The organism is Micromonospora sp. NPDC052213, assembly GCF_040679695.1.
Classification (GTDB): domain Bacteria; phylum Actinomycetota; class Actinomycetes; order Mycobacteriales; family Micromonosporaceae; genus Micromonospora.
In genome coordinates this window covers 1-19,020 of sequence record NZ_JBFAVI010000017.1, presented here as the reverse complement: position 1 = coordinate 19,020, position 19,020 = coordinate 1, and the positions used below count along the sequence as shown (strand labels likewise).

At 72.6% G+C, this 19,020-nt stretch carries 16 protein-coding genes; 8 read left to right on the top strand and 8 right to left on the bottom strand.

From position 1 onward, the window contains the following. Positions 1–12: 12 nt before the first annotated feature. Positions 13–1,299 carry a transposase gene (locus AB0L34_RS07100; RefSeq protein WP_363702626.1) on the top strand — a complete coding sequence of 429 codons (1,287 nt, stop codon included), beginning with the start codon at positions 13–15 and terminating at the stop codon, positions 1,297–1,299. 128 nt (positions 1,300–1,427) lie between these two features. Here AB0L34_RS07100 and AB0L34_RS07095 read toward each other — a convergent pair whose 3' ends face one another. The 3 genes from AB0L34_RS07095 to AB0L34_RS07085 form a co-directional block, all read right to left on the bottom strand. Next, a complete protein-coding gene (locus tag AB0L34_RS07095; protein WP_363702624.1) occupies positions 1,428–3,296 on the bottom strand; it encodes a hypothetical protein in 1,869 nt (622 codons plus the stop codon). Then, positions 3,293–4,567 carry a hypothetical protein gene (locus AB0L34_RS07090; protein ID WP_363702622.1) on the bottom strand — a complete coding sequence of 425 codons (1,275 nt, stop codon included), beginning with the start codon at positions 4,565–4,567 and terminating at the stop codon, positions 3,293–3,295. Before AB0L34_RS07090 ends, AB0L34_RS07095 begins: the two co-directional genes overlap by 4 nt. Before the next feature lie 84 nt (positions 4,568–4,651). Continuing rightward, complete coding sequence (locus AB0L34_RS07085; protein WP_363702620.1) at positions 4,652–6,070, bottom strand: galactosyltransferase-related protein; 1,419 nt, start codon at positions 6,068–6,070, stop codon at positions 4,652–4,654. A gap of 323 nt (positions 6,071–6,393) precedes the next feature. On the opposite strand from AB0L34_RS07085, the gene AB0L34_RS07080 reads away from it, so the two are divergent. Together AB0L34_RS07080 and AB0L34_RS07075 are read left to right on the top strand one after the other, a co-directional pair. Next, complete coding sequence (locus tag AB0L34_RS07080) at positions 6,394–6,942, top strand: sigma-70 family RNA polymerase sigma factor (RefSeq protein WP_363702618.1); 549 nt, start codon at positions 6,394–6,396, stop codon at positions 6,940–6,942. A gap of 85 nt (positions 6,943–7,027) precedes the next feature. After that, positions 7,028–8,122: a histidine kinase gene (locus AB0L34_RS07075; RefSeq protein ID WP_363702616.1), complete on the top strand. Its 1,095-nt coding sequence runs from the start codon at positions 7,028–7,030 to the stop codon at positions 8,120–8,122. Positions 8,123–8,169: 47 nt separating this feature from the next. Here AB0L34_RS07075 and AB0L34_RS07070 read toward each other — a convergent pair whose 3' ends face one another. Continuing rightward, a complete protein-coding gene (locus AB0L34_RS07070) occupies positions 8,170–10,530 on the bottom strand; it encodes a hypothetical protein (protein WP_363702614.1) in 2,361 nt (786 codons plus the stop codon). A gap of 5 nt (positions 10,531–10,535) precedes the next feature. Further along, on the bottom strand, positions 10,536–11,201 hold the full coding sequence (locus tag AB0L34_RS07065) for a response regulator transcription factor (protein WP_363702612.1): 666 nt from the start codon (positions 11,199–11,201) through the stop codon (positions 10,536–10,538). Between the two features lie 140 nt (positions 11,202–11,341). Between AB0L34_RS07065 and AB0L34_RS07060 the strand changes: the two genes are divergently transcribed. Together AB0L34_RS07060 and AB0L34_RS07055 are read left to right on the top strand one after the other, a co-directional pair. After that, positions 11,342–13,471 carry an Hsp70 family protein gene (locus tag AB0L34_RS07060; RefSeq protein WP_363702610.1) on the top strand — a complete coding sequence of 710 codons (2,130 nt, stop codon included), beginning with the start codon at positions 11,342–11,344 and terminating at the stop codon, positions 13,469–13,471. A 193-nt stretch (positions 13,472–13,664) separates the two neighbouring features. Further along, positions 13,665–14,618: a hypothetical protein gene (locus AB0L34_RS07055; RefSeq protein ID WP_363702608.1), complete on the top strand. Its 954-nt coding sequence runs from the start codon at positions 13,665–13,667 to the stop codon at positions 14,616–14,618. Positions 14,619–14,621: 3 nt separating this feature from the next. Here AB0L34_RS07055 and AB0L34_RS07050 read toward each other — a convergent pair whose 3' ends face one another. Then, positions 14,622–15,869, bottom strand: a complete 1,248-nt coding sequence (locus AB0L34_RS07050; RefSeq protein WP_363702606.1) for a M14 family zinc carboxypeptidase — start codon at positions 15,867–15,869, stop codon at positions 14,622–14,624. Between the two features lie 205 nt (positions 15,870–16,074). Next, positions 16,075–16,623 carry a CGNR zinc finger domain-containing protein gene (locus AB0L34_RS07045; RefSeq protein ID WP_363702604.1) on the bottom strand — a complete coding sequence of 183 codons (549 nt, stop codon included), beginning with the start codon at positions 16,621–16,623 and terminating at the stop codon, positions 16,075–16,077. A 26-nt stretch (positions 16,624–16,649) separates the two neighbouring features. On the opposite strand from AB0L34_RS07045, the gene AB0L34_RS07040 reads away from it, so the two are divergent. Beyond that, complete coding sequence (locus AB0L34_RS07040; protein WP_363702602.1) at positions 16,650–17,567, top strand: AEC family transporter; 918 nt, start codon at positions 16,650–16,652, stop codon at positions 17,565–17,567. A 108-nt stretch (positions 17,568–17,675) separates the two neighbouring features. Here AB0L34_RS07040 and AB0L34_RS07035 read toward each other — a convergent pair whose 3' ends face one another. Further along, positions 17,676–18,131 carry a VOC family protein gene (locus AB0L34_RS07035; protein WP_363702600.1) on the bottom strand — a complete coding sequence of 152 codons (456 nt, stop codon included), beginning with the start codon at positions 18,129–18,131 and terminating at the stop codon, positions 17,676–17,678. Between the two features lie 126 nt (positions 18,132–18,257). On the opposite strand from AB0L34_RS07035, the gene AB0L34_RS07030 reads away from it, so the two are divergent. Further along, positions 18,258–18,599: a hypothetical protein gene (locus AB0L34_RS07030; RefSeq protein ID WP_363702598.1), complete on the top strand. Its 342-nt coding sequence runs from the start codon at positions 18,258–18,260 to the stop codon at positions 18,597–18,599. Beyond that, positions 18,596–18,853, top strand: a complete 258-nt coding sequence (locus AB0L34_RS07025) for a hypothetical protein (protein ID WP_363702596.1) — start codon at positions 18,596–18,598, stop codon at positions 18,851–18,853. The genes AB0L34_RS07030 and AB0L34_RS07025 overlap by 4 nt, the downstream gene beginning before the upstream one ends. Positions 18,854–19,020 lie beyond the last annotated feature (167 nt).

Sequence of the window (19,020 nt, the reverse complement as noted above, 5' to 3'; positions counted from 1 at the left end):
ATCACCGCCAGGATGCCCCGTCCTTCAGGGCGGGGAGGAATGGCGGACACGTTGTCAACCACGATCGTCCTTTCTGGTAGGACTGGTTCTGTGCGGACGGCGTACAGGTGTCGGGCATACCCGACCCCGGAACAGGCGGCAGTGCTGAACCGCACGTTCGGGTGTGTGCGCGTCGTCTGGAACCGCACCCTCGCCGCCCGTCACGCCCGCTGGCACACCGAACGGAAATCCACCTCCTATGCGGAGACGGATCGGGCACTGACCGAGATGAAGAAGCAGCCCGACCTGGCATTCCTGCGCGAGGTGTCGTCGGTGCCGTTGCAGCAGACCCTGCGGCACCAGCACACCGCCATGACCGCCTTCTTCCAGAAACGAGCCCGGTACCCGCGCTACAAGTCGCGGCACGGCCGCCAGTCCGCCAGTTTCACCCGGTCGGCGTTCCGCCTGCGAGACGGGAACCTGACGCTGGGAAAGACACCCGGCATGCTGCGGTTCGTGTGGTCCTGGCCGAACATCGACCCGGCCGGGCTGGACCCGACGATGGTGACGGTATCCCGCGACCCGGACGGCCGCTGGTTCGTGACCTTCGCCCTCGACATCGACACACCCACCGCACCCGAACCCACCGGCGAGGCGGTGGGCGTGGACCTCGGCCTGACCGACTTCGCGGTGCTGTCCACCGGCGAACGCATCCCCCACCCGCGGCACATGGAACGGCGCGAACGCCGACTCAAGCGGTATCAGCGGATGCTGGCCCGCCGACAGAAGGGCTCCGCCAACCGCGCCAAAGCCAAACGGAAGGTCGCGCGGGCGCACTCGCGGGTGCGTGACGCGCGCCGGGATTTTCTCCACCAGCAGTCCACCGCCCTGGTGCGCCGGTTCGCCGCCATCGCCGTGGAGGATCTGGCGGTGGCGAACATGGTCCGCAACCGCTGCCTGGCCAGGTCCATCTCGCGTACCGGCTGGGCCGAGTTCCGTACCCTGCTCACCTACAAGGCGCACCGCGACGGCCGCACCCTCACGGTGGTGGACCGCTGGTACCCGTCGTCGAAGACGTGTTCGGCGTGCGGGCACCTGCTCGCCCAGCTTCCCCTCGGCACACGCCACTGGGCGTGTCCGGGTTGCGGCACCCGGCATGACCGGGACGTCAACGCCGCCCAGAACATCGCCGTCGCGGCCGGGCTGGTCGAGACACAAAACGCCTGCGGAGCGGACGTCAGACACGAAGGACCTCCTTCCGTGCGGTCTGCGGTGAACCAGGAACCCCAACCCGCGAGGGTGGGAATCCCCCACCTTTAGGCGGGGGAGGATGTCAAGGGTTCGCTCCTTGCTGACTGTCGCCGCCGGCGGTGTCGCCACCGGGAATGGTGCCGGCGCGGGGCGGGCCGGGCCGGGCCGGAGGAAGCCGGGGATCGTCTCCTCGTACATCACGCGCCGCCCGGTCCGGGTTCGAGCGCGAACGGGCGGTCGCCGGGCGCGAAGCCGAGCAGCCACGGCAGCGGCGCGGGCGCCGCGCGCTGCGGCTGGGCGGCGAGCGCGTCGCGCAGCTTGCCGGCCACCCGCTCGTCGAGTGCGCCGTCGCGGTGCTCGGAGACGACCTCCCGCAGCAGTACGTACGGCGCGCCGTCCGGCCCCTCGTCGAGGCCGAGCACCGCGAAGCGGGAACCGGCGGCGAACATGGCCCGCCCGGCTCGGACACCAGGCCCGTCGGCGGTACCCAGCTGGTCCAGCCGCCGCGCGGTGGCCGACCAGATCGCGTACCGGCCCGCGTCGCCCTGGGTGCCGCCGTGGCAGGACACCGTGGTGAACGCCGGCTCCACCACCAGGTCCCCGGCCCGGTACCGGCCGACGTCCAGTCCGGCGGGTACCGCGGCGAAGACGGGTCCCCCGACGGCCGGCAGTTGCTCCAGACCGGCGCGGGCGCAGCGGGCCAGCAACTGGACGTCCTCGTCGGGCGTGCCTCCACCGCGCAACGCGTCGTTGACCCGCTCGCCCACGCCGTCGAGCAGAGCCAGCACCGTGACCAGCCCGGCCGTCACGTCGTGCGCGCCGACCGCACTGCGCAGCCCCGGGTGCAGCGACAGCGCCCGGGCCACCGTCCGGGAGTGGGCCTGGAACTTCCAGCCCAGCACGGTACGCAGCCGCTCCCGGTCCGCCTCGTCGGTGCGGGCCCGTACCCCGAACCACGCCGCGCCCCGGTTGGCGGGTGACGCCGGCGGGCCGCCGCCCGCGCCGTTCGCCGAGGCATCGGTGCTCTCCGGGCCGGTCGTCGGAGCGTCCGTGGCTTCCGGCGTGGCCGCGGTCAGGGTGGCCGGAGCCGGCACGGACGCCGTCAGGGTGGCCGGAGCCGGCACGGACGACGTCAGCGTTGCCGCAGCCGGGACGGACCCGGTCGGGCTGGCGGCATCCGGGGCGGCGACCAGCGGCCGGCAGGTGTCCAGCTCCAGCCGGGGCACGTCGAATTCCGTCAGCACCATGCGCTGGACGCTGAGGTCGGGCCGGGGCAGCTCGATCACCGGAAGCGCCAGGCTGTGCACCTCGAACGCCGCTTCCACCGGCGAAGGCAGCTCGGGCCCGGATTCCGGTGCCGCAGCGGGTGACGTGGCCTCTGCCGGGGCGGCGGGCGACGGGGCGGTCCCCGGTCCGGGGGTCGCGGGGGACGGCACCGGGGACGGCGGCTGGTGGTTGCGGCCGGGCACCCGGCCGGTCGGGGTGGGCCGGACGCGAACCGGCCCCAGCGGGGGCAGCACGTTGCCCGCCGGCTCCGGTTCGTCCCCGCCGCCCGGATGCCAGCACCAGAACAGCCCGTTCGCGGAGGCGCGCCCGAAGGTGAAGCGGATCCCGGAGTCCGAGGCGTAGACCGGGGCCCCCAGGTCGGCCGCGAGCTGGTGCAGCACCGGTCCGACCCCGTCGGCCGACGCGGACCGCTGGGTGACCAGCAGCACCGGCCGGCCCCGCCAGCGGGGGCAGTGCCAGATCGCCCGGGCCAGGTCGGCGGCGGCCACCGGCCGGCCGTCCAGCCGGAAGCCGGACGGGCCGGCCTCGACCGCGAGCGCGAACCAACCCGCCGGACCGGGGGTGACCGATCCCGGTGCCTCCCACGGCCCCGGGTCGAGCACCGGCACCCGCGCACCGGCGTCCGGCAGGATGCGCGCCACGGCGGCGCCCACCGCCTGCGACGCCTGGCGCAGGTACCGCGCCACGTGCCTCCCGACCGGTTCGCCCTGGGCCTGCTGCGACACCGTCCAGGACGACGGCAGGGGTGCCCACTGCCGCAGGGCGAGCATTTCGGTCACGGCGACACCGGCCGGGGCGTACCGGCCTCCGGCCTTGCCTCGGGTGTCACGTCCGGCCGCTCCGGGTGGGCCGGCGCCACGCCGTCGGGCGACGGGAGGTCGGGCGAGGGGGCGTCGGCCGGTGCCACCGGGTCGTCGTCGGCACCGGACGGCGACCAGACGACCGCCTCGGCGTCCGGTCGGCACAGGTGCACCAGGGCACGGTGCACGGAGATCTCGTCCAGGGGCTCGACGGGCTCGTCCCCGGTCAGGTGCGCGACCAACTGCGGGTCCGGCGCCAGGCCGTAGTGTTCCAGGTAGTAACCGACCGCCTCGCTCCACAGCCAGGTCCCGTCGGTACGTAGGTGCATCGGTACCACGTCGCCCCGGTCCGGGGCCAGGATGTCGGGCATCGCGGCGCTGCTCCACGCGATGACCACCCCCCCGCGCAGTGCTTCGAGCAGGTCGCCGCGTTCCGTGGCATCGGAGACCACTGGCCGGTTGGTGGCGAACCACGGGCCGCGCTCCGGATCGACGCCGTCGAAGAGCCGGGCGGTGGCCACCGGCGCGGCCGGCCGCGCCGCCCACAGCAGGGAGCCGGACGAGCGGGCCAGGGTCTGGTAGAACGGCGCCTCCACCCCGGCCCAGCAGACCTCGACCTGGGCCTCGTCGTCCCCGGCCTCGACCATGACCTGTCGTAGCTGGGCGCCGATGGCGGGCAGGGAGTTCGAGGTGTCGTCCACGCTGACCACGACCACCCGTACCGGGTCCTGCCAGGGGCGGGCGGTGGACGGCATCCGCCAGGCCCGCCACACCGCGCGTGCCGTCGGGATCGCGGACGCCTCCGCCAGCATCGCCCGGTCGATCGGGTCGAGACGGTCGACCGGGTCGGTGGTGCGGTCCTGCGGGAGCACCATCGAGGCCAGCTCTTCCTGGGTGGTCGGCAGGTCGGACAGGAACTGCCACGGTGCCGGCGGACGCTCCCCGCGCAGCTCCTCCAGCGCCATGCCGAGGTCGACGTCCCCGCCGCTGAGTGCCAGTTCCTCGCGCAGCGCCGCGATCTCGTCGGCGTCCAGTTGCAGCGGCTGGGAGACCGCCTCGAAGGCGACCGCCTGTACGACGTCCAGCCGCCGGCCGGCGGCCAGCGCGTCCCGGGCGTCGGTCAGCACCCGGTCCGACAGCGAGCCGGCCAAGCGCAGCAGCAACGCGTGCATCGACTCGTCACGTTGACCGTCACGGTCGTCGTCCCGGGTCACCTCCGGTGCCACGTCCAGGTCCGTGTCCACGGTCACCGCCCTCCTTCGCCGTGTCCAGGGTTCATCTGTGGCACGCCCCGCGCGCCAGCAGGGTTCACGCCTGCCCCGGCCCGGATTCGCCTACTTGTGCCGCCACCACGACTCGGTGCTGGTCCGGTCGTCCTTACGGAACTCCGTGCTGACCTGGCGGCCGTGCACGACCATTCCCGCGTACCAGGTGCGGGCCACGTAGTTGAACGGCCCCATGTCGAGTGGGCCGGCCTCCCGGGCGTTGGTGACGCAGAACTCGAACAGGTCCCGGCAGAACTCCAGCACCGTCTCCCGTCGGCCGCCGACGAGCCCGGCGTTGAGCAGCTGGGTACCCCGGTTGTCGGACAGGAACTGCACCAGCTTGGCGCTGCCGCCGTGCTGGTACACCATCCACGGGATGCACAGCGGCGCCGGCTCGTCGCCCACGTACAGGCGGTCGTCCATCTCCGGGAACGGATCGCGCAGCATCTCCACGTCGGTGCCGTCGACGCACCACACCTGCTCGATCTCGGGGTGCTCGCGCAGGTACCGCCAGCAGCACAGCCAGCGGTGGAAGTACGGCGAGCCGCCCTCCCCACCCGGTGTCACGCGCACGTGCGTGACCAGGTCGGTGTCCGGCACGTCGTCGAAACAGTCGTGCAGCACCACCAACCGCTGCCCGTGCCGCTCGACGGAGCTGCGCAGCTCCGCCAGGTCGGCGTAGTTCGGTGTCCAGGCGACGCCGCGCTGCGGGTCGGCCTGCGCCGTGAGGTACGTGGTCAGCACCACGTTCCGCGTCGCCGCCGCACCGACCGGGACGGTGCGGAACTCGCGGTACTCGGTCGAGGTGTAGCTGGCCTCCGACCGAGTCTTGAGATTGCGCACCAGGGTGAAGCGCTCGATGTCGGACACGCTGGAGCCGACCCCGGTGCGTTCGTCGCAACTGAAGATGAGGTCTCCGCTGCCGACCACGTCGGCGAACCGGAACGAGGTCAGGCCGGCGTTGTAGATCCGGTTGGAGAGGTCCAGGTGCTCGTACCCCCACCGGCCGTACCGGGTGTCGTACCCGCCCACCCGGTCCAGCACCCGCCGCTCCAGGTAGAGCATGCAGCCGCGCGGATGGGTGTACGCCCGGAGCTCCGCGTCCCGGTAGATCTCCATCGAGTCGGTCAGCCGGCCAATCGGGGTGTCGGTGAACATGTACATCAGATGCGGCTCGGAACTCTCGATGTACGGCCGTTCCCAGCCGTCCACGATCGGCCAGCAGTCGTCGTCGAACAGGAACAGGTGCGTACAGCCCCGCTCCACCAGCAGCTCCAGACACTTGTTCTTGGCCCGGGCGATACCGACGTTGGTGTCGAAACGGAACGTCGCCTCCTCCACCGGCTCGTCGCTGGCGTCGTCGACCACGACGATCGCGGCGCCGCTCGGCGCGTACTTGCGGATCGCCTCCAGGGCGGTACGCAGCACGACGCCCCGGTTGTGCGTCGTGACCCCGATGCCCACCGTCGGGAAGTCCGTCTCCTCCATGCCCACCTCTTCGGTCGGGGCGCCACGGCGCCGTCGCTCGGGGCCGCCACCGCCCGGCCGTGGTACCGGTCGTCGCGGCGGTGCCGGACGGCCACGCGCCGCCTGCCCGTACCGCCGTCGGGTGCGAGGGCGTCCACGTGGGTCACGGCACCACGGCACCGTCGGGTTCACCGGGCGTTCCGCGAGCCGTCGCCCGGCGCGACGTAGCCGCAGGTCCCGGGCGGGGCGTAGGGACAACCCTCCCCAACCCGCGGGGTGGCACCCCCCAGGAACAGGGGCCGCACCATGTCGAGCGACCGGCCCGCGGCGGCACTGTCTTGGGCATGGGCGAACGGGCACAGAGCAGGCGGCAGAACAACGCGCTGGAGAGCGATTCCCGCCTCCGCGATCTGATGGACACCTACCAGCAGCCGCTGCTGCGGTACGCGCAGCGGCTGACCGACGGCGACACCGGGCGCGCCGAGGACGTGGTGCAGGAGGCGTTCCTGCGGGCGTGGCGGCACCTGGACCAGCTCACCGCCGATCGGGGGTCGGTGCTGGGCTGGCTGCGTCGGGTGGTGCACAACCTGGTGATGGACGGGTACCGCATGAGGAAGGCCCGGCCGACCGAGGTGGAGATCGAGAACGCCGCCGAGGTGTCCACGGCGGACCCGATGGCCGGTGTGGTGGACTCCCTGCTGGTCGAGCAGGTGCTGCGCGGGCTGTGGCCGGAGCACCGGGCCGCGCTGGTGGAGACGTACCTGAACGGCCGGACCGCGGCCGAGATCAGCGCGACGCTCGGGGTGCCGGTCGGCACGGTCAAGAGTCGGTTGCACTACGCGCTGCGGGCGGCCCGCAAGGCGACCTCCGGCCACCTGCTCTGCGCCGCGTGAGCCCCTGGACGCGACGTGGCGGACGGCCGTCGCGGTGCGCGAGCCGGGGCAGCCGGCCCGACCGGAGCCGCCTACAGTGGCGGGCATGCGCCGCTCGACGCAGCGAGCCGACGGGCCATCCCCGGTGCCGGGCCCGTCGGACAATGTGGCACGGGTGGTCGACGCGGTGCACGGCCTGCCGGGTCGGCCGCTGCCGGGAGCGCAGGCCGAAGCCCTGGCCCGGGCGCTGGGTGGATGCCTGGAGGCCGCCACGGTCACCATCGCGCTGTGGCTGCCCCTGCCGGCGAGCCACGACGCCCACGCGCCGGCCGAACACACGGTCGAGGAGTACCGCTGGCCCGCCGCCGACGCCGAGGCGGCGGTACCCGCGGCGGAGACGACGCCGGTGCGGCTGTGCGACGGTGCGCAGGTCCTGGCCGACCTCGTGGTCGAGCCGCCGGCGGCGGCCGAGCGGCTGCGCCGGTGGCCCGAGCTGCACGCGGTGACCCGCCTGCTGGTCAGCGACATCCAGGCCCAGCTGGTCACCGGCAGCGCCGAGCGGCTGATCGGCCAGAGCGACCTGCTGCTGGCCGACGCCCGGCTGCGGGCCGCGGGCGAGATGGAGCACCAGCGGCACCAACTGGAGCGCGACCTGCACGACGGCGCCCAGCACCACATGGTCGCGTTGCAGATGTCGCTGGCCATGGTGGAGCACCAACTGGGCGCCGGCAACGCCGCTGAGGCGGGCCGGCACCTCGACCGGCTGCGGGAGCTGCTGGCCAGCACCGAGGAGGTGTTGCACACCACCGCGACCGGCCTGCTGGCACCGCTGGCCGACCACGGTCTGGTGACCGCGTTGGCGGCCCGGCTGGGCACGCTCGACACGGTCACCCTGGACATCGACCCGCAACTGGCCGGCCATCGGTACCCGCCCGAGGTGGAGACCGCCGTCTACCTGGCCTGCCTGGAGGCGGTCAGCAACACGCACAAGCACGCCCCGGGCGCCGCGGTCACGCTGACGCTGCGCACCTCCCCCCGGGGGCTGAGCTTCGAGGTGGCCGACACCGGGCCGGGCTTCGACACCGACGGGCGGATGCCGCTACGCCAGCTCGCCGCCCGTCTGGCCTCGGTCGACGGCACGTTGACAGTAGCGTCGAGCCCGACCACCGGTACCCGGGTCAGCGGGTTCGTGGCGGTCTGAGCCGGCCTGCCGGCACCGCCGGGCCGCCCACCCGCGCCTCGCGCCGGTCACTCGACGCCGTCGTTGAGCAGCCGCTCGCACGCCCGTACCAGCAGCGCGCACGCACTGCGCCCGGCCGGTCCCGAGTCCGGCGCCATGGACTGGTTCCGCCAGAACACCAGCGCCCGGGTCGCGGCCCGGGTCACCTCCCCGGAGCCGGCGTCACCGGTCAGGCCGAGCCGGGACCGCGAGTCGGGACCGTGGGCGCCCAGCAGGCGCAACGCCTCCTCGCGCCCGCGCGGCAGCCGGATCCGTCGGCCCTGCAACGCCTGCAACAGGTCCAGCTCGGCCACCTCGTACGCGCCCGCGACGGCCGCCTCCACCGCCCGGCCGAACCGGTCGTCCAGCTGCCCGGCGGCCAGGCAGGCCACCAGTGCGCGCAGCGCCCACCGGGCGGCCAGTACCCCCGCCCAGGCGCGTACCCCGGTGTGCAGCGCCGCCTCGACCGCGGTACCGCCGCCCGGGGCCGCACGCCAGTCCACGATCGTGTCGCACATCGGCCGCAGCCGCTGCTGTACTCCCGCCGTCGCGGCGGTACCCTCCTCCAGCGCACAGATCGCCACCGGGGAGAACCCGTCCCCGCCCGGCGCCCGCAGGGCGGTCAGGAACTCCCACTCCGCCGCGCTGGGCGGCCTGGACAGCACCAGCACGACCGCGTCGGGGGGCCCATCGGCAGTACCCGACCAGCGGCGCAGCCGGGCCGCGAGGTCGGCGTCGACCCGGTCGCGGTGGTGCAGCAGCCGCAGCCCGCGCAGCGCGTCCACGGGTCCCTCGACCAGGATCCGGTCCACCCCGACCGCTGCGCCCGGCCACGCGGCGCCGGACCAGCCGGGCAGCCGGACCGGCCGCCACGGCGGTGCCCCGCGAGCCGGGTCCAGCGTGATCCGCGGGTACGGCTGGTACTGGTAACCGGTCGGCGGGACCATCCCGACCGACGGCTCCCATCGGGCGGTACCGACCGGCCCGTACAGCACCGACACGAACTCGGGTGCCGAGACCCCGACCACCACCACGCGGGCCTGACCGTCCTGCCGGTCGACCGCGACCCGTAGCGGAGGGCTGTCCGCGGGCGCCTCCCGGCTGGTCATGAGCAGGGTCAGCAGGCGGCGCGCGGAAACACCGACCAACAGCTCGGGTGCGGCGGCGTCGGCCTCGCCCGGCCGCGGCCCTGCCGGCTCCGGCGCGGCGGTACGCGCGGGCTCCGGCCAGCCGCCGCCGAGCCGCTCCGGCAGCAGGATGTCCACCACGGTCGCCGCGCCCCGACCGGCCCGCTCCACCCGCAGCCGGCCGCCCAGCGCGGCCAGCCGCCGGGAGTCGTCCCGCAGCGCCGCGGCGACCCGGGCCGGCTCGGCGTCGATCCGCTGCGCGCGGATCGTCAGCACGCCGTGGGACCGGCCCAGTTCCAGGTGCACCGGCTGCTCGCCGCCGCTGGCGCCCAGCGCGGCCGCCGCGGACGCACCGGCCTGGTACAGCCCGGACTCGACCTCCCAGCCCGGGCGCCGGCCCAGTTCGCCGCGGAGGACCACCGGTACCGGCAGCGCCGCGGTGACCTCCTCCAGCGCCGCGCGCACGCCGGCGCTGCGCAGCACCTGCGGGTACACCCCGCGGACAACGGACCGGAACTGCTCGATCATCTCGCCCAGCCCGGCCCGGATGCCGCCGGCGATCGCCGTGGCCTGCGGTGAGCCGGCGCGCAGCGCCCGCTCCAGGTCCGCGGTGCGGTCCAGGATCGCCCGCAGCTGCCGGCCGGGCGTCGCGGTGACCGCGGTGGCGAGCCGGTCGCGTTCCACCGCCTGCACGGTGAGCAGCTCCAGCTGGGTCGCGCTGACCCGCTGTACCGCCCGGTCGGCCCGGGCCCGCGCGGCGGTGCACGTGGCGCGGTGGCCCGCCTGGCGCAGCAGCAGGCCGACGCAGACCGCCGTCTCGCCCAGCGGCGCCGCCGTGGCCAGCGGATACCGGGACTCCTCCGGGTGTGCCAGCACCAGGACCCCGTACCGGGCCCCGCCGTCGGTCACATCCGCGGTCGCGACCACACCGGCCGTGCCCAGCAGCAGGTCCGGGTCGGCTATCGGGTCCGGCAGCGATCCCGGCACCCAGCGCCGGGACCGCCACGTGATCGCGGATGTCCACGATGGAGTGCCGGTGCCGGGTGCCGTCTCTGCCGGCAGCCACAGCGCCGCGTAGCGCACCGCGTGGGCCCGGGCGAGCTCGCGCAGCAGCGTGCGCAGGATCGGCCGGTATCCGCCCAGTGGGTCCTGCGGCCCGGCCGGCGCGGGCAGCGCACCCGAGGACGCCAGCCGGACCAGGGCGGTGAACGGCCCGGCTGGGCGGGGTGGGTGCGCCAGCTCGCCGCCTGCGGTCCGGGGCACGGCCCCTAGCCCGCCATCTGGTTCGAGCGCAGGTACGCGAGCACCGCCAGGACCCGCCGGTGGTGCGCGGTCGGCTCACCCGGCAGGTCCAGCTTGGTGAATATGCTCGCGATACGCTTCTCGACCGTCTTGACCGACAGGAACAACCCCGTCGCGATCCCGGAGTTCGACCGTCCTTCCGCCATGAGTCGCAGCACGGCGCGTTCCTGCTCGGTGAGATCGGCCAGCACACTCCGTACCGGGGGACTCGGCCGGTCCACCAGATTGGCGGCCAGCGCCGGCTCGATCACGAGCTCACCAGCGGCGATGCGCACCAGCGTGTCGGCGAGCACGCCCACCCCGGCTACCTGGTCCTTGAGCCGGTACCCGATCCGCTCGGTGCCGATCTCCAGCAGGCGGAACAGGTAGTGCGCCTCGGCGTGCTGGGACAGCAGCAGCAGCCCGACGTCGGGGTGTCTCGCCCGTATACGCTGGGCGGTCTGCAGTCCGCCGTCCGCGCCTGGCGGCATCCGGATGTCCAGGATGGCCACGTCGACGCGGGTACGGGCCAACAACTCCAGCAGTCGGTCGCCGTCCTCCACGCAGCCGACCACCTGGTGCCCCGCGGCGGACAGCAGCAGTTGCAGCCCCTCCCGGAACAGCGCGCCGTCGTCGGCCACCGCAACGTCCACTTTCTGGCCTCCCGATGTCAACACCGACGATCTTGTGACCCCGAATACGGCGGCGTATCGTGATGGCGCCGTCAACCAGCTACAACGTTGTGCATGGTAACGGCGGCGGGCTCGGCGAGGGGACTCTGAGTATGTACGGGGTGGGTATCGACCTGGGTACCAGCTTCACCGCCGCAGCGACCGCCTCCGCCTGGGCCCTGGACATGGTGCCGCTGGCTGGGCAGGCGGTCGTCACCCCGTCGGTCGCCTGCGTTGACGAGAAGGGCGCGCTGCTGACGGGTGAGGCGGCCGACCGCCTCGGTCTGCAGGATCCCAGCCGGGCGGCGCGGGAGTTCAAGCGCCGCCTCGGTGATCCCACCCCCGTGATCCTGGACGGGGCGCCGTACTCCCCCACCGCCTTGATGGCCGCCCTGCTCCGTTCCGTGGTGGACACCGTCAGCCAGGCGCAGGGCGGCCCGCCCGACCGGATCGTGCTGACCCACCCGGCGGTGTGGGGCCCGTACCGGCGAGAGCAGTTCGCCGCCATCCCGCACCTGGCCGGCCTGCCCCGCCCGCAGGCCGAGCCGGGGTCCGTGGCCGGGTCGGACGGCCCGACCGTCATCACCACCACGGAGCCGGTGGCCGCGGCCACCTACTACTGCTCCACCCAGCCACTGCCCCCGGACGGCCTGCTCGCGGTCTACGACCTGGGCGGGGGCACATTCGACAGCGCGGTGGTACGCAACGGCCGAGACGGACTGGAGATCGTCGGAACCCCCGAGGGCATCGAATGGCTCGGCGGCGCCGACTTCGACCAGGCGATCATGGACCACGTCGACCGCCAACTGGACGGTGCGATCACCGCGCTGGACCCGACCGATCCCGGTACCGCCTCGATCCTGGCCACCGTGCAGCGCGACTGCATGCTCGCGAAGGAGGCGCTGTCCACCCGCGAGCAGGCGGACATCACCGTGCCGCTACCCGGCTCGGTCCGGCACGTGACCGTGACTCGGAAAGCGTTCGAGCAGATGATCACGCCGTCCGTGGAGACCACCATGGAGACGTTCCGGCGGACCCTGACCGCCGCCGGCATCACCCTGCAGGACCTCACCGCCGTGCTTCTGGTCGGCGGATCGTCCCAGATCCCCCTGGTCACCCAGCTGCTGCGGGACACACTACGCCGACCAGTCCTGATCAACACCCACCCGAAACACGCGGTCGCGCTCGGCGCCGCCATGCTCAGCTCCGACACCCACACAGCGCACGGCATCCCGGCACCCCGGCGGTCCGCGCCCACCACACCGACCACCACGGCGGCCCGAACCGGCACTCCATCCGCGGCGACCAAACGCGACAGCGGCGAGCACCATGTTGTTAGTCGACACGCAGCACCCGGATCGGTCACGCCTGCGCCCGCGGGCGCGCCAGCCCTCAAGGCGAAGCGCGGCGCGAAGCACCGGGCGCAGCCGCCGGCCAAGCCGACACAGCCGGTCAGCGGCCCTGCCGGAGACACCCACCCGGCGGACGTGCCGCCCCCGGCGCGGCGGCGGTGGTCACGGCTCGCGAACGCGCGCGTCGTCGTCGCGCTGGTCGCGGTCTTCGGCCTGCTGGGCGTAGCGCTCGTGTACGGGAACGACGCCCCGAGCCGCCAGCCACAGGTGTCCAGCGCAACGTCCGAAACCAACGCCCCGAGCAACCAGACACAGGCGTCCGGAACCAACGCCCCGAGCGACCAGACACCGGCGCCCAGCGCAACGCCCGGAACCAACACCCCGAGCAAACGGCCGCAGGCGCCCAGAGCAACGCCCGAAACCAACATCCCGAGCAAACGGCCAATGCTCAAACTGGAGAACGTCCAGGTCCACAAACCGTCGAAGCTGACGACGGTCCGACCCGCGGTAGTAGGTGCCAAGCATTTCGTCGACCGGTCGCCCGTCTTCACCAGCCTTCCCGACCCCCTCACCGGAGCAGTGCTGATCCCCGGCGCCAGCGACGACAAGCGACTGACCTCCCCGGCGGACTACCTGGTCTTCGATGTCGCACGCGACGCCACCGTGCACGTCGCCTTCGACAGACGCGGAGCACCGGAGGTGTACAACTGGTGGCCGGCGTGGCTGAACCAGCAGGGCTTCAAACGCACTGACATGATCATCACCACCAACGACAAGGACCAGCGCCACTTCGTCGTGTTCGCCAAGAAGGTGCCGGCGGGACGCGTCACGCTCGGACCGAACGCGGCGACAACCGTATACTCCACCGGCTACATCACGCTCGTAACCGCTCATGGATGATCCGTGACGACGTGACCGTACGTGCCTTACCGGACCGGCCCGGACGGGACGACCCGCGGCAACCAGCCCGGTCAGTCCGGCACCAGCCGGGACTCGCGTCGGACGGCAGCGCGTGCCTGTTCCGCGTCGTCGTCGGCGGCGAGCGGGCGCGTCCTTGCTCATCGGCAGCGGAACCGCCGGTGGCGGTGTCTGCGTGACTGCCGGTGGTGACGCCGGCGCAGCCCTGGTCTGCTCGGGGGTCGCCGTGCACGGCGAGGCCGCGTTCGTCAGCGGCTATCTCGGCCGCTACTACCTCTACTACGCGCCACACGACGCGCCCGGCGGGATCTGCCTCGCCTACGCCGACCGGCTCGAAGGCCCCTACACCGAGTACGCCAACAACCCCATCATCGACCGGGTGCTGCCGACCACGACGGTGAGCCACGTGTCGTCGCCCCACGTGGTATGGGACGCGCCGACCCGGCAGTTCTACCTGTATTTCCACGGCGAGAACTACACGACCCGGGTCGCCCGCTCGACCGACGGCATCCACTTCACCGACGAGACGCCGATCCTGTCGACGAGGCTGGTGCCCAACACCACCGAGACCTCGTACGCACGGGTCTTCGAGCACTCCGTGGCCGGCAAGGGCAACCGCTACGTGATGGTGTTCATGGGCCTCCACACGATCGGGCCGGGCGCCCGGAAGATCTTCTGGGGCTGGTCGCCGAACGGCTGGAGCGGTTGGCAGTTCGACCCGAACCCGCTGGTGTCACCGTCGGGCGACGGGCTCACCGACATCTCCGCGGCGCACCTGTTGAAACACAACGGCACCGCGTATCTCGCGTATCACGGCAACAGCGGCAACATGTATCTGACCGAGATCGGCAACAACTTCGACCGCGAGGTCCACCTCGGAGTGTTCCACCGGCCGATCGCGTCGGACAACGGCCGCGTCGCGGCACCGACGTTCGGCACCGACGGCGGCGTGAGTTACATGCTCTACGAGGCCGGGCCCCGCCTCGACGCCAGGATCTGCGTGGCCCGCGCGGTCCAGCAACACCTCCCCGTCACCGGCCAGACGAGCAACTCGGCCTGGAACGGGGCACCATCCCGCCGACGCCAGCGGCCCCGGAGCTCCTGCCCCGGGGCCGCCAGCCGTCAATGATCGTCAGTCGTTGGTGGTGTCCCAGCCGTAGTCGGGCAGGTCGAAGAAGTCGTCACCGTCGACCCGGTCGACGGTGCCGTCGGCCAAGCCGTCGAGCAGCGACTCCACGCCGGTCTGCACGCTCTGCACGAGCATGCCGTGCTGCTTCTGGCCCAGGTCGTCCTGCTGGCCGCGCACCTCGAACAGCACCGTGCCGGTGCCGTTCAGGGCGAACGCCGAGCGGCCCTGGCCCGCGTACTCCCGGTTGTCCGGGTGGTAGTACCGGCCGATAGCGGCGAGCTTCGACTGGTCGCCGTACTTCGCGGTCATGCCGTTGGCCACGGTGAGGGCGTAGCGGCGGGACTTGTCCTGGTCCAGCGCCGGCCACGTCGCCTTGTACGCGGCGCCGTCCTGCACGCCGAGCGGCGGGTAGTCGAGCGAGACGGAGATGAGGTTGCCGTCCTGCTCACCGCCGGTGATCCGGTCGCACGGCCCCATGTGGTGCAGGTCGATGTACGCGTCGACGGCGCCCTTCTCCGCCCGCAGACCCACGTAGACGTCGCGGATGGCCCGCGACTCGGGGGAGAGGAAGAACCCGGCGTCGGTGTCGCGGCCCGGAAGGTCGGCGGCGCGCGGCACGTAGTCGAGGTCGGGGTTGAAGTCGCGGTTCAGGTCGTAGCCGGGCAGGTTGATGCCGTCCCCGTTGAGCCGGTGGTACCAGGCGCGCGGGGCGCCGGCCAGCTGCGGGAACTCCGCGACCGTGTCGTCCCAGGACCGTACGTTCATGCGCCGGTTGAGCTCGCCGCCGTCGGGGTTGACCATCGGCATGGCGACGAAGGTGACCTCGGTGAGGATCTGTCGGGTCTGCGCGTCACCGGCGCTGCCCAGGCGCTTGAGGATCCCGAGCAGCGCCTCGGTGCCGGTCCGCTCGTTGCCGTGGATCGCGCTGGTGACCAGCAGCACCTTGTCGCCGGTGCCGACCCGGGCCGTGTACAGCTCCCGGCCCTCCGGCGAGTGCCCGACCACCTCGACGTCCACCCGGCCGCCGCTGGTGCGCTCGATCTGCGCCAGCTGGTCGCCGACCTGCTCGTGGTTGCTCCAGCCCGACCAGGACGGGTCCTCGGCGATCTTGCAGCTGCCCTGCCCCGGTCCCTCGGGAGCGGCGGCGGAGACGGCCGGAGCGGTGAGGAGGGAACCGGCCAGCGCGGCCGTCACGGCGGCGGCCAGGGCCCCGCGGGATCGAAGGATCGTCGACTTCGTATTCACGTGCACGCGTAACTCCTCTCGTGGATCCACCGACCACCGAGCGGGGCGCAGAAGAGCGCTGGTGACGCTCGGGGAGCGGACCACTCTTGCTTCCGAGGATCTTGACCTGCGCGGACGGCGGACGCAATAGAGAGCTGCGCTTTTCTCGATATGAGGGCAGGTTCCGGCCGACGCGGGGGTCCTGCCGCCCGGTGCGTGGTCTGATCGTCGATCACCTGCCTGCTCGGTGCCGGGTCCGGTGGCGATGCACAGCGTCGTGGTTGCCGCACCGGGTCGAGCAGTATTCGCGACGCCCGTTGCGGCTGGTGTCGACGAACACCGTCACGCATGTCGACCGGGCGCAGACGCCCAGACGCCGCCCTTCCGCCTCGACCGCGAAGATCGCCAGACCGCCGGCCGTGACCGCTCGGACCCGGCCGGCGACATCATCGTCCTCGGGCGTGAAGTGCAGGTGAGGACGCAGCCCGTCGTGGGTGGTCAGAAACGCCCCGGCAGTCCCCTCGACCAGCAGCGCGTTGATCGCCGCGCAGCGCTCGTCGGTCCCGGGCGCCTCGAACACGGCTCGCAGCCGCACACCCCACACCCGCAGGATCTCAGCCTGCCGGGCCGTGAGCGCCGGTCGGCGGATCTCGTGCGTACGCAGGACCGCCTCGATCTCACCCGCCCCGATCCCGCCCACGCCGGGCCGGCCCTCGACCACGAGGTTGGCGAGATCGGCGGCGAGCCGGACCCCGGTCATGTTGTCATGGTTGAACTGCACTGACCCATTGCAACACAGTCGTTGACATGCATCTCGTCGTCATGGCGGTCGTTCCGATCGTGCTGCTGCTCGGACTCGGCACGGTGCTGCGCCGGCGGCTGGTGACCGACCCGGGATTCTGGCGCGGCATCGAGTGGATGAGCTATCGCGTCTTCACGCCCGCGCTGTTCGTCACCTCGATCGCCGCGACCGACCTGACCGCGGCCTCGCCAGCGGCATTGCTGCCCAGCCTGGCCGTACCGGTCGTCGTCGTCTCCGTGCTCGTCATCGCGCTGCGTCGCCCGCTCCGCGCGAACGGCCCGCAACTGACCTCGCTGGTCCAGGGCAGCATCCGCATCAACACCTATATCGGGCTCGTGTTCGCGTCCGCCGCCTTCGGCCCGGAAGGCGTCGCGGCCTTCGCCCTGGCCGCCGCCGTCATGGTCCCGCTCGTCAACGTCATATCGGTGAGCGTTCTGTCGAAACACGGCGACCGGGACGACCGCGACCCGCCCACGCTCTGGCGCGAACTCCTCGGCAACCCCCTCATCCAGGGCTGCGTGGCCGGCCTCGCCCTGAGCCTGCTCCACATCGATCTGCCCGCGTTCCTGGCCACCACCCTCGACATGCTCGCCGCGCCCGCGCTGGTGTGCGGAACGCTGGCGGCAGGTGCGGCAATCACCTTCCGCCTGCGGCGGCGTGATGTCGTCGACGTCCTCTCGACATCCGCACTCAAGCTCGTCGCCCTGCCCCTCGCGGCGGTCGCCATCGCCACAGCACTCGGCGTCAGCGGCGCGACGCTCACCAGCATCGCGATCATCTGCGCTGTCCCGACCGCACCATCCGCCTACGTCCTCGCCAGGCGGATGGGCGGCGACACGCACCTCATCGCGTCCATCACCGGCGCGCAGACGCTACTCTCGATCGCCACGCTCCCGTTCATCGTCGGCCTGACGACGGGATAGCCATCCCCGCGCCCGGCGGCACACCGCCGCAGCCAGGTCCGCGGGGCTGTGTCTCGACCGAGCGGCGTTTCGACCCAGACCGTCCGCTTGGAAGTCGACGCGTGAGGGTCACCGCTGGGTGGGGGCCGATCGTCCCATCTCAGCGAGGATTCCGGTGCCCTGACCGAGTTCGATGAGGTAGCCGTCCGGATCACGCAGGTAGCAGCGGATCTCCACCCCGTGATCCTTCGGTTCGGTCAGGAACTGTCCGCCGCGGGAACGCCACAGCTCGTAGACGGCGCGTACGTCGGTGACCCGGATGTTGAGCGCGCCGCTGAGCACGTTCGGGTCCGCCGGCGCCTGCGCCCGGACGGTCGGCTTGTCGTCGGTCGGACCGCCCTCGTCGTTGATCACGATGTAGCCGTTGTGCAGTCGGAGGATGGCCGGTTGCCGCTCGCGCACCACCGTCGCTCCCAGCACGTTGCGGTAGAACTCCCGCGAACGGTCCACGTCCCGCACGATCAACAGGTGGGTGAGCACCAGCCCGCGCTCGGGCTGGAAGTAGTCGGGCGCCTCGTCCGTCACCGCAGTCTCCTCCGGGTCGGCCGGACGGGTACCCACGCGCGCGCCGGGCACACCTGTCCGCCTCCCGGCTCTGGATCGGGCGTGCGCGGCTGGCTGTCCCCGTCACCGCGGTGCGGAGTGTGGCCGTTGTGGCCGACCCGCCGGGCCTGGCGCGGGGCGCCCGGCGCGGGATGGTGGTGTCGCACCGCCGCCGTCACGTTCCTGTTCGCGCCGCGCCGGTGGCAGGTGTTGGCGGCCAAGCTCGCCACGTACGGCGTCGCCGGACTGGCGTACGGGCTGATCCTCGCCGGCACCGCCGCCGCAGCCCTCTTCGCGGTCGCCGCCGCCCGCGGCGTCGCGCTCGGTCTGCCGGCCAGCACGGTGCTGGCGTTGCTGGCCCGCATCGGCCTGGCCATGGTCGTGTACCTGCTGATCGGCGTGGCGTGGGCGCCCTGCTCCGCCACCAGGTCGCAGCCCTGTGCGTCGTGATCGGCTACCTGTACCTGGGCGAGACGCTGCTCATGATGATCCCCCGCATCAACGCGCTCTATCCGGTCCTGCCCGGTGGTGCCACCGCCTCCCTCACCGACTTCACATACCTCGCCGACGCCATGTCCGAACAGGTCGGCAGCAGAGCCGTCCAACTACTGCCACCAGCCACCGGCGCACCACTGCTCACCGCGTACGCGCTCGCCGCCTCACTGATCGCCGTCATCATCCCCATGCGCCGCGACGTCACCTGACCCGACGCCCCCCGCATCGAGGCCGAAGCGCAGAGCCGCCATTCATGCGTACTCGAGCGGCCTGGTCAGGTCGTGCTCCGCGACGGCTTCGGTGAAGTCGGCGAGCTGTTGGGTGCTGGCGGCGACGGCCGAGCTTCGGGGCGGTCGGCCGTTACGGCCGACCGCCC

Bases quoted from the DNA above. Each gene is read 5' to 3' on its own strand.
- AB0L34_RS07080 (WP_363702618.1), top strand. From the start codon at position 6,394: ATGGGCGAACGGGCACAGAGCAGGCGGCAGAACAACGCGCTGGAGAGC.
- AB0L34_RS07040 (WP_363702602.1), top strand. From the start codon at position 16,650: ATGCATCTCGTCGTCATGGCGGTCGTTCCGATCGTGCTGCTGCTCGGA.
- AB0L34_RS07075 (WP_363702616.1), top strand. From the start codon at position 7,028: ATGCGCCGCTCGACGCAGCGAGCCGACGGGCCATCCCCGGTGCCGGGC.
- AB0L34_RS07085 (WP_363702620.1), bottom strand. From the start codon at position 6,070: ATGGAGGAGACGGACTTCCCGACGGTGGGCATCGGGGTCACGACGCAC.
- AB0L34_RS07100 (WP_363702626.1), top strand. From the start codon at position 13: ATGCCCCGTCCTTCAGGGCGGGGAGGAATGGCGGACACGTTGTCAACC.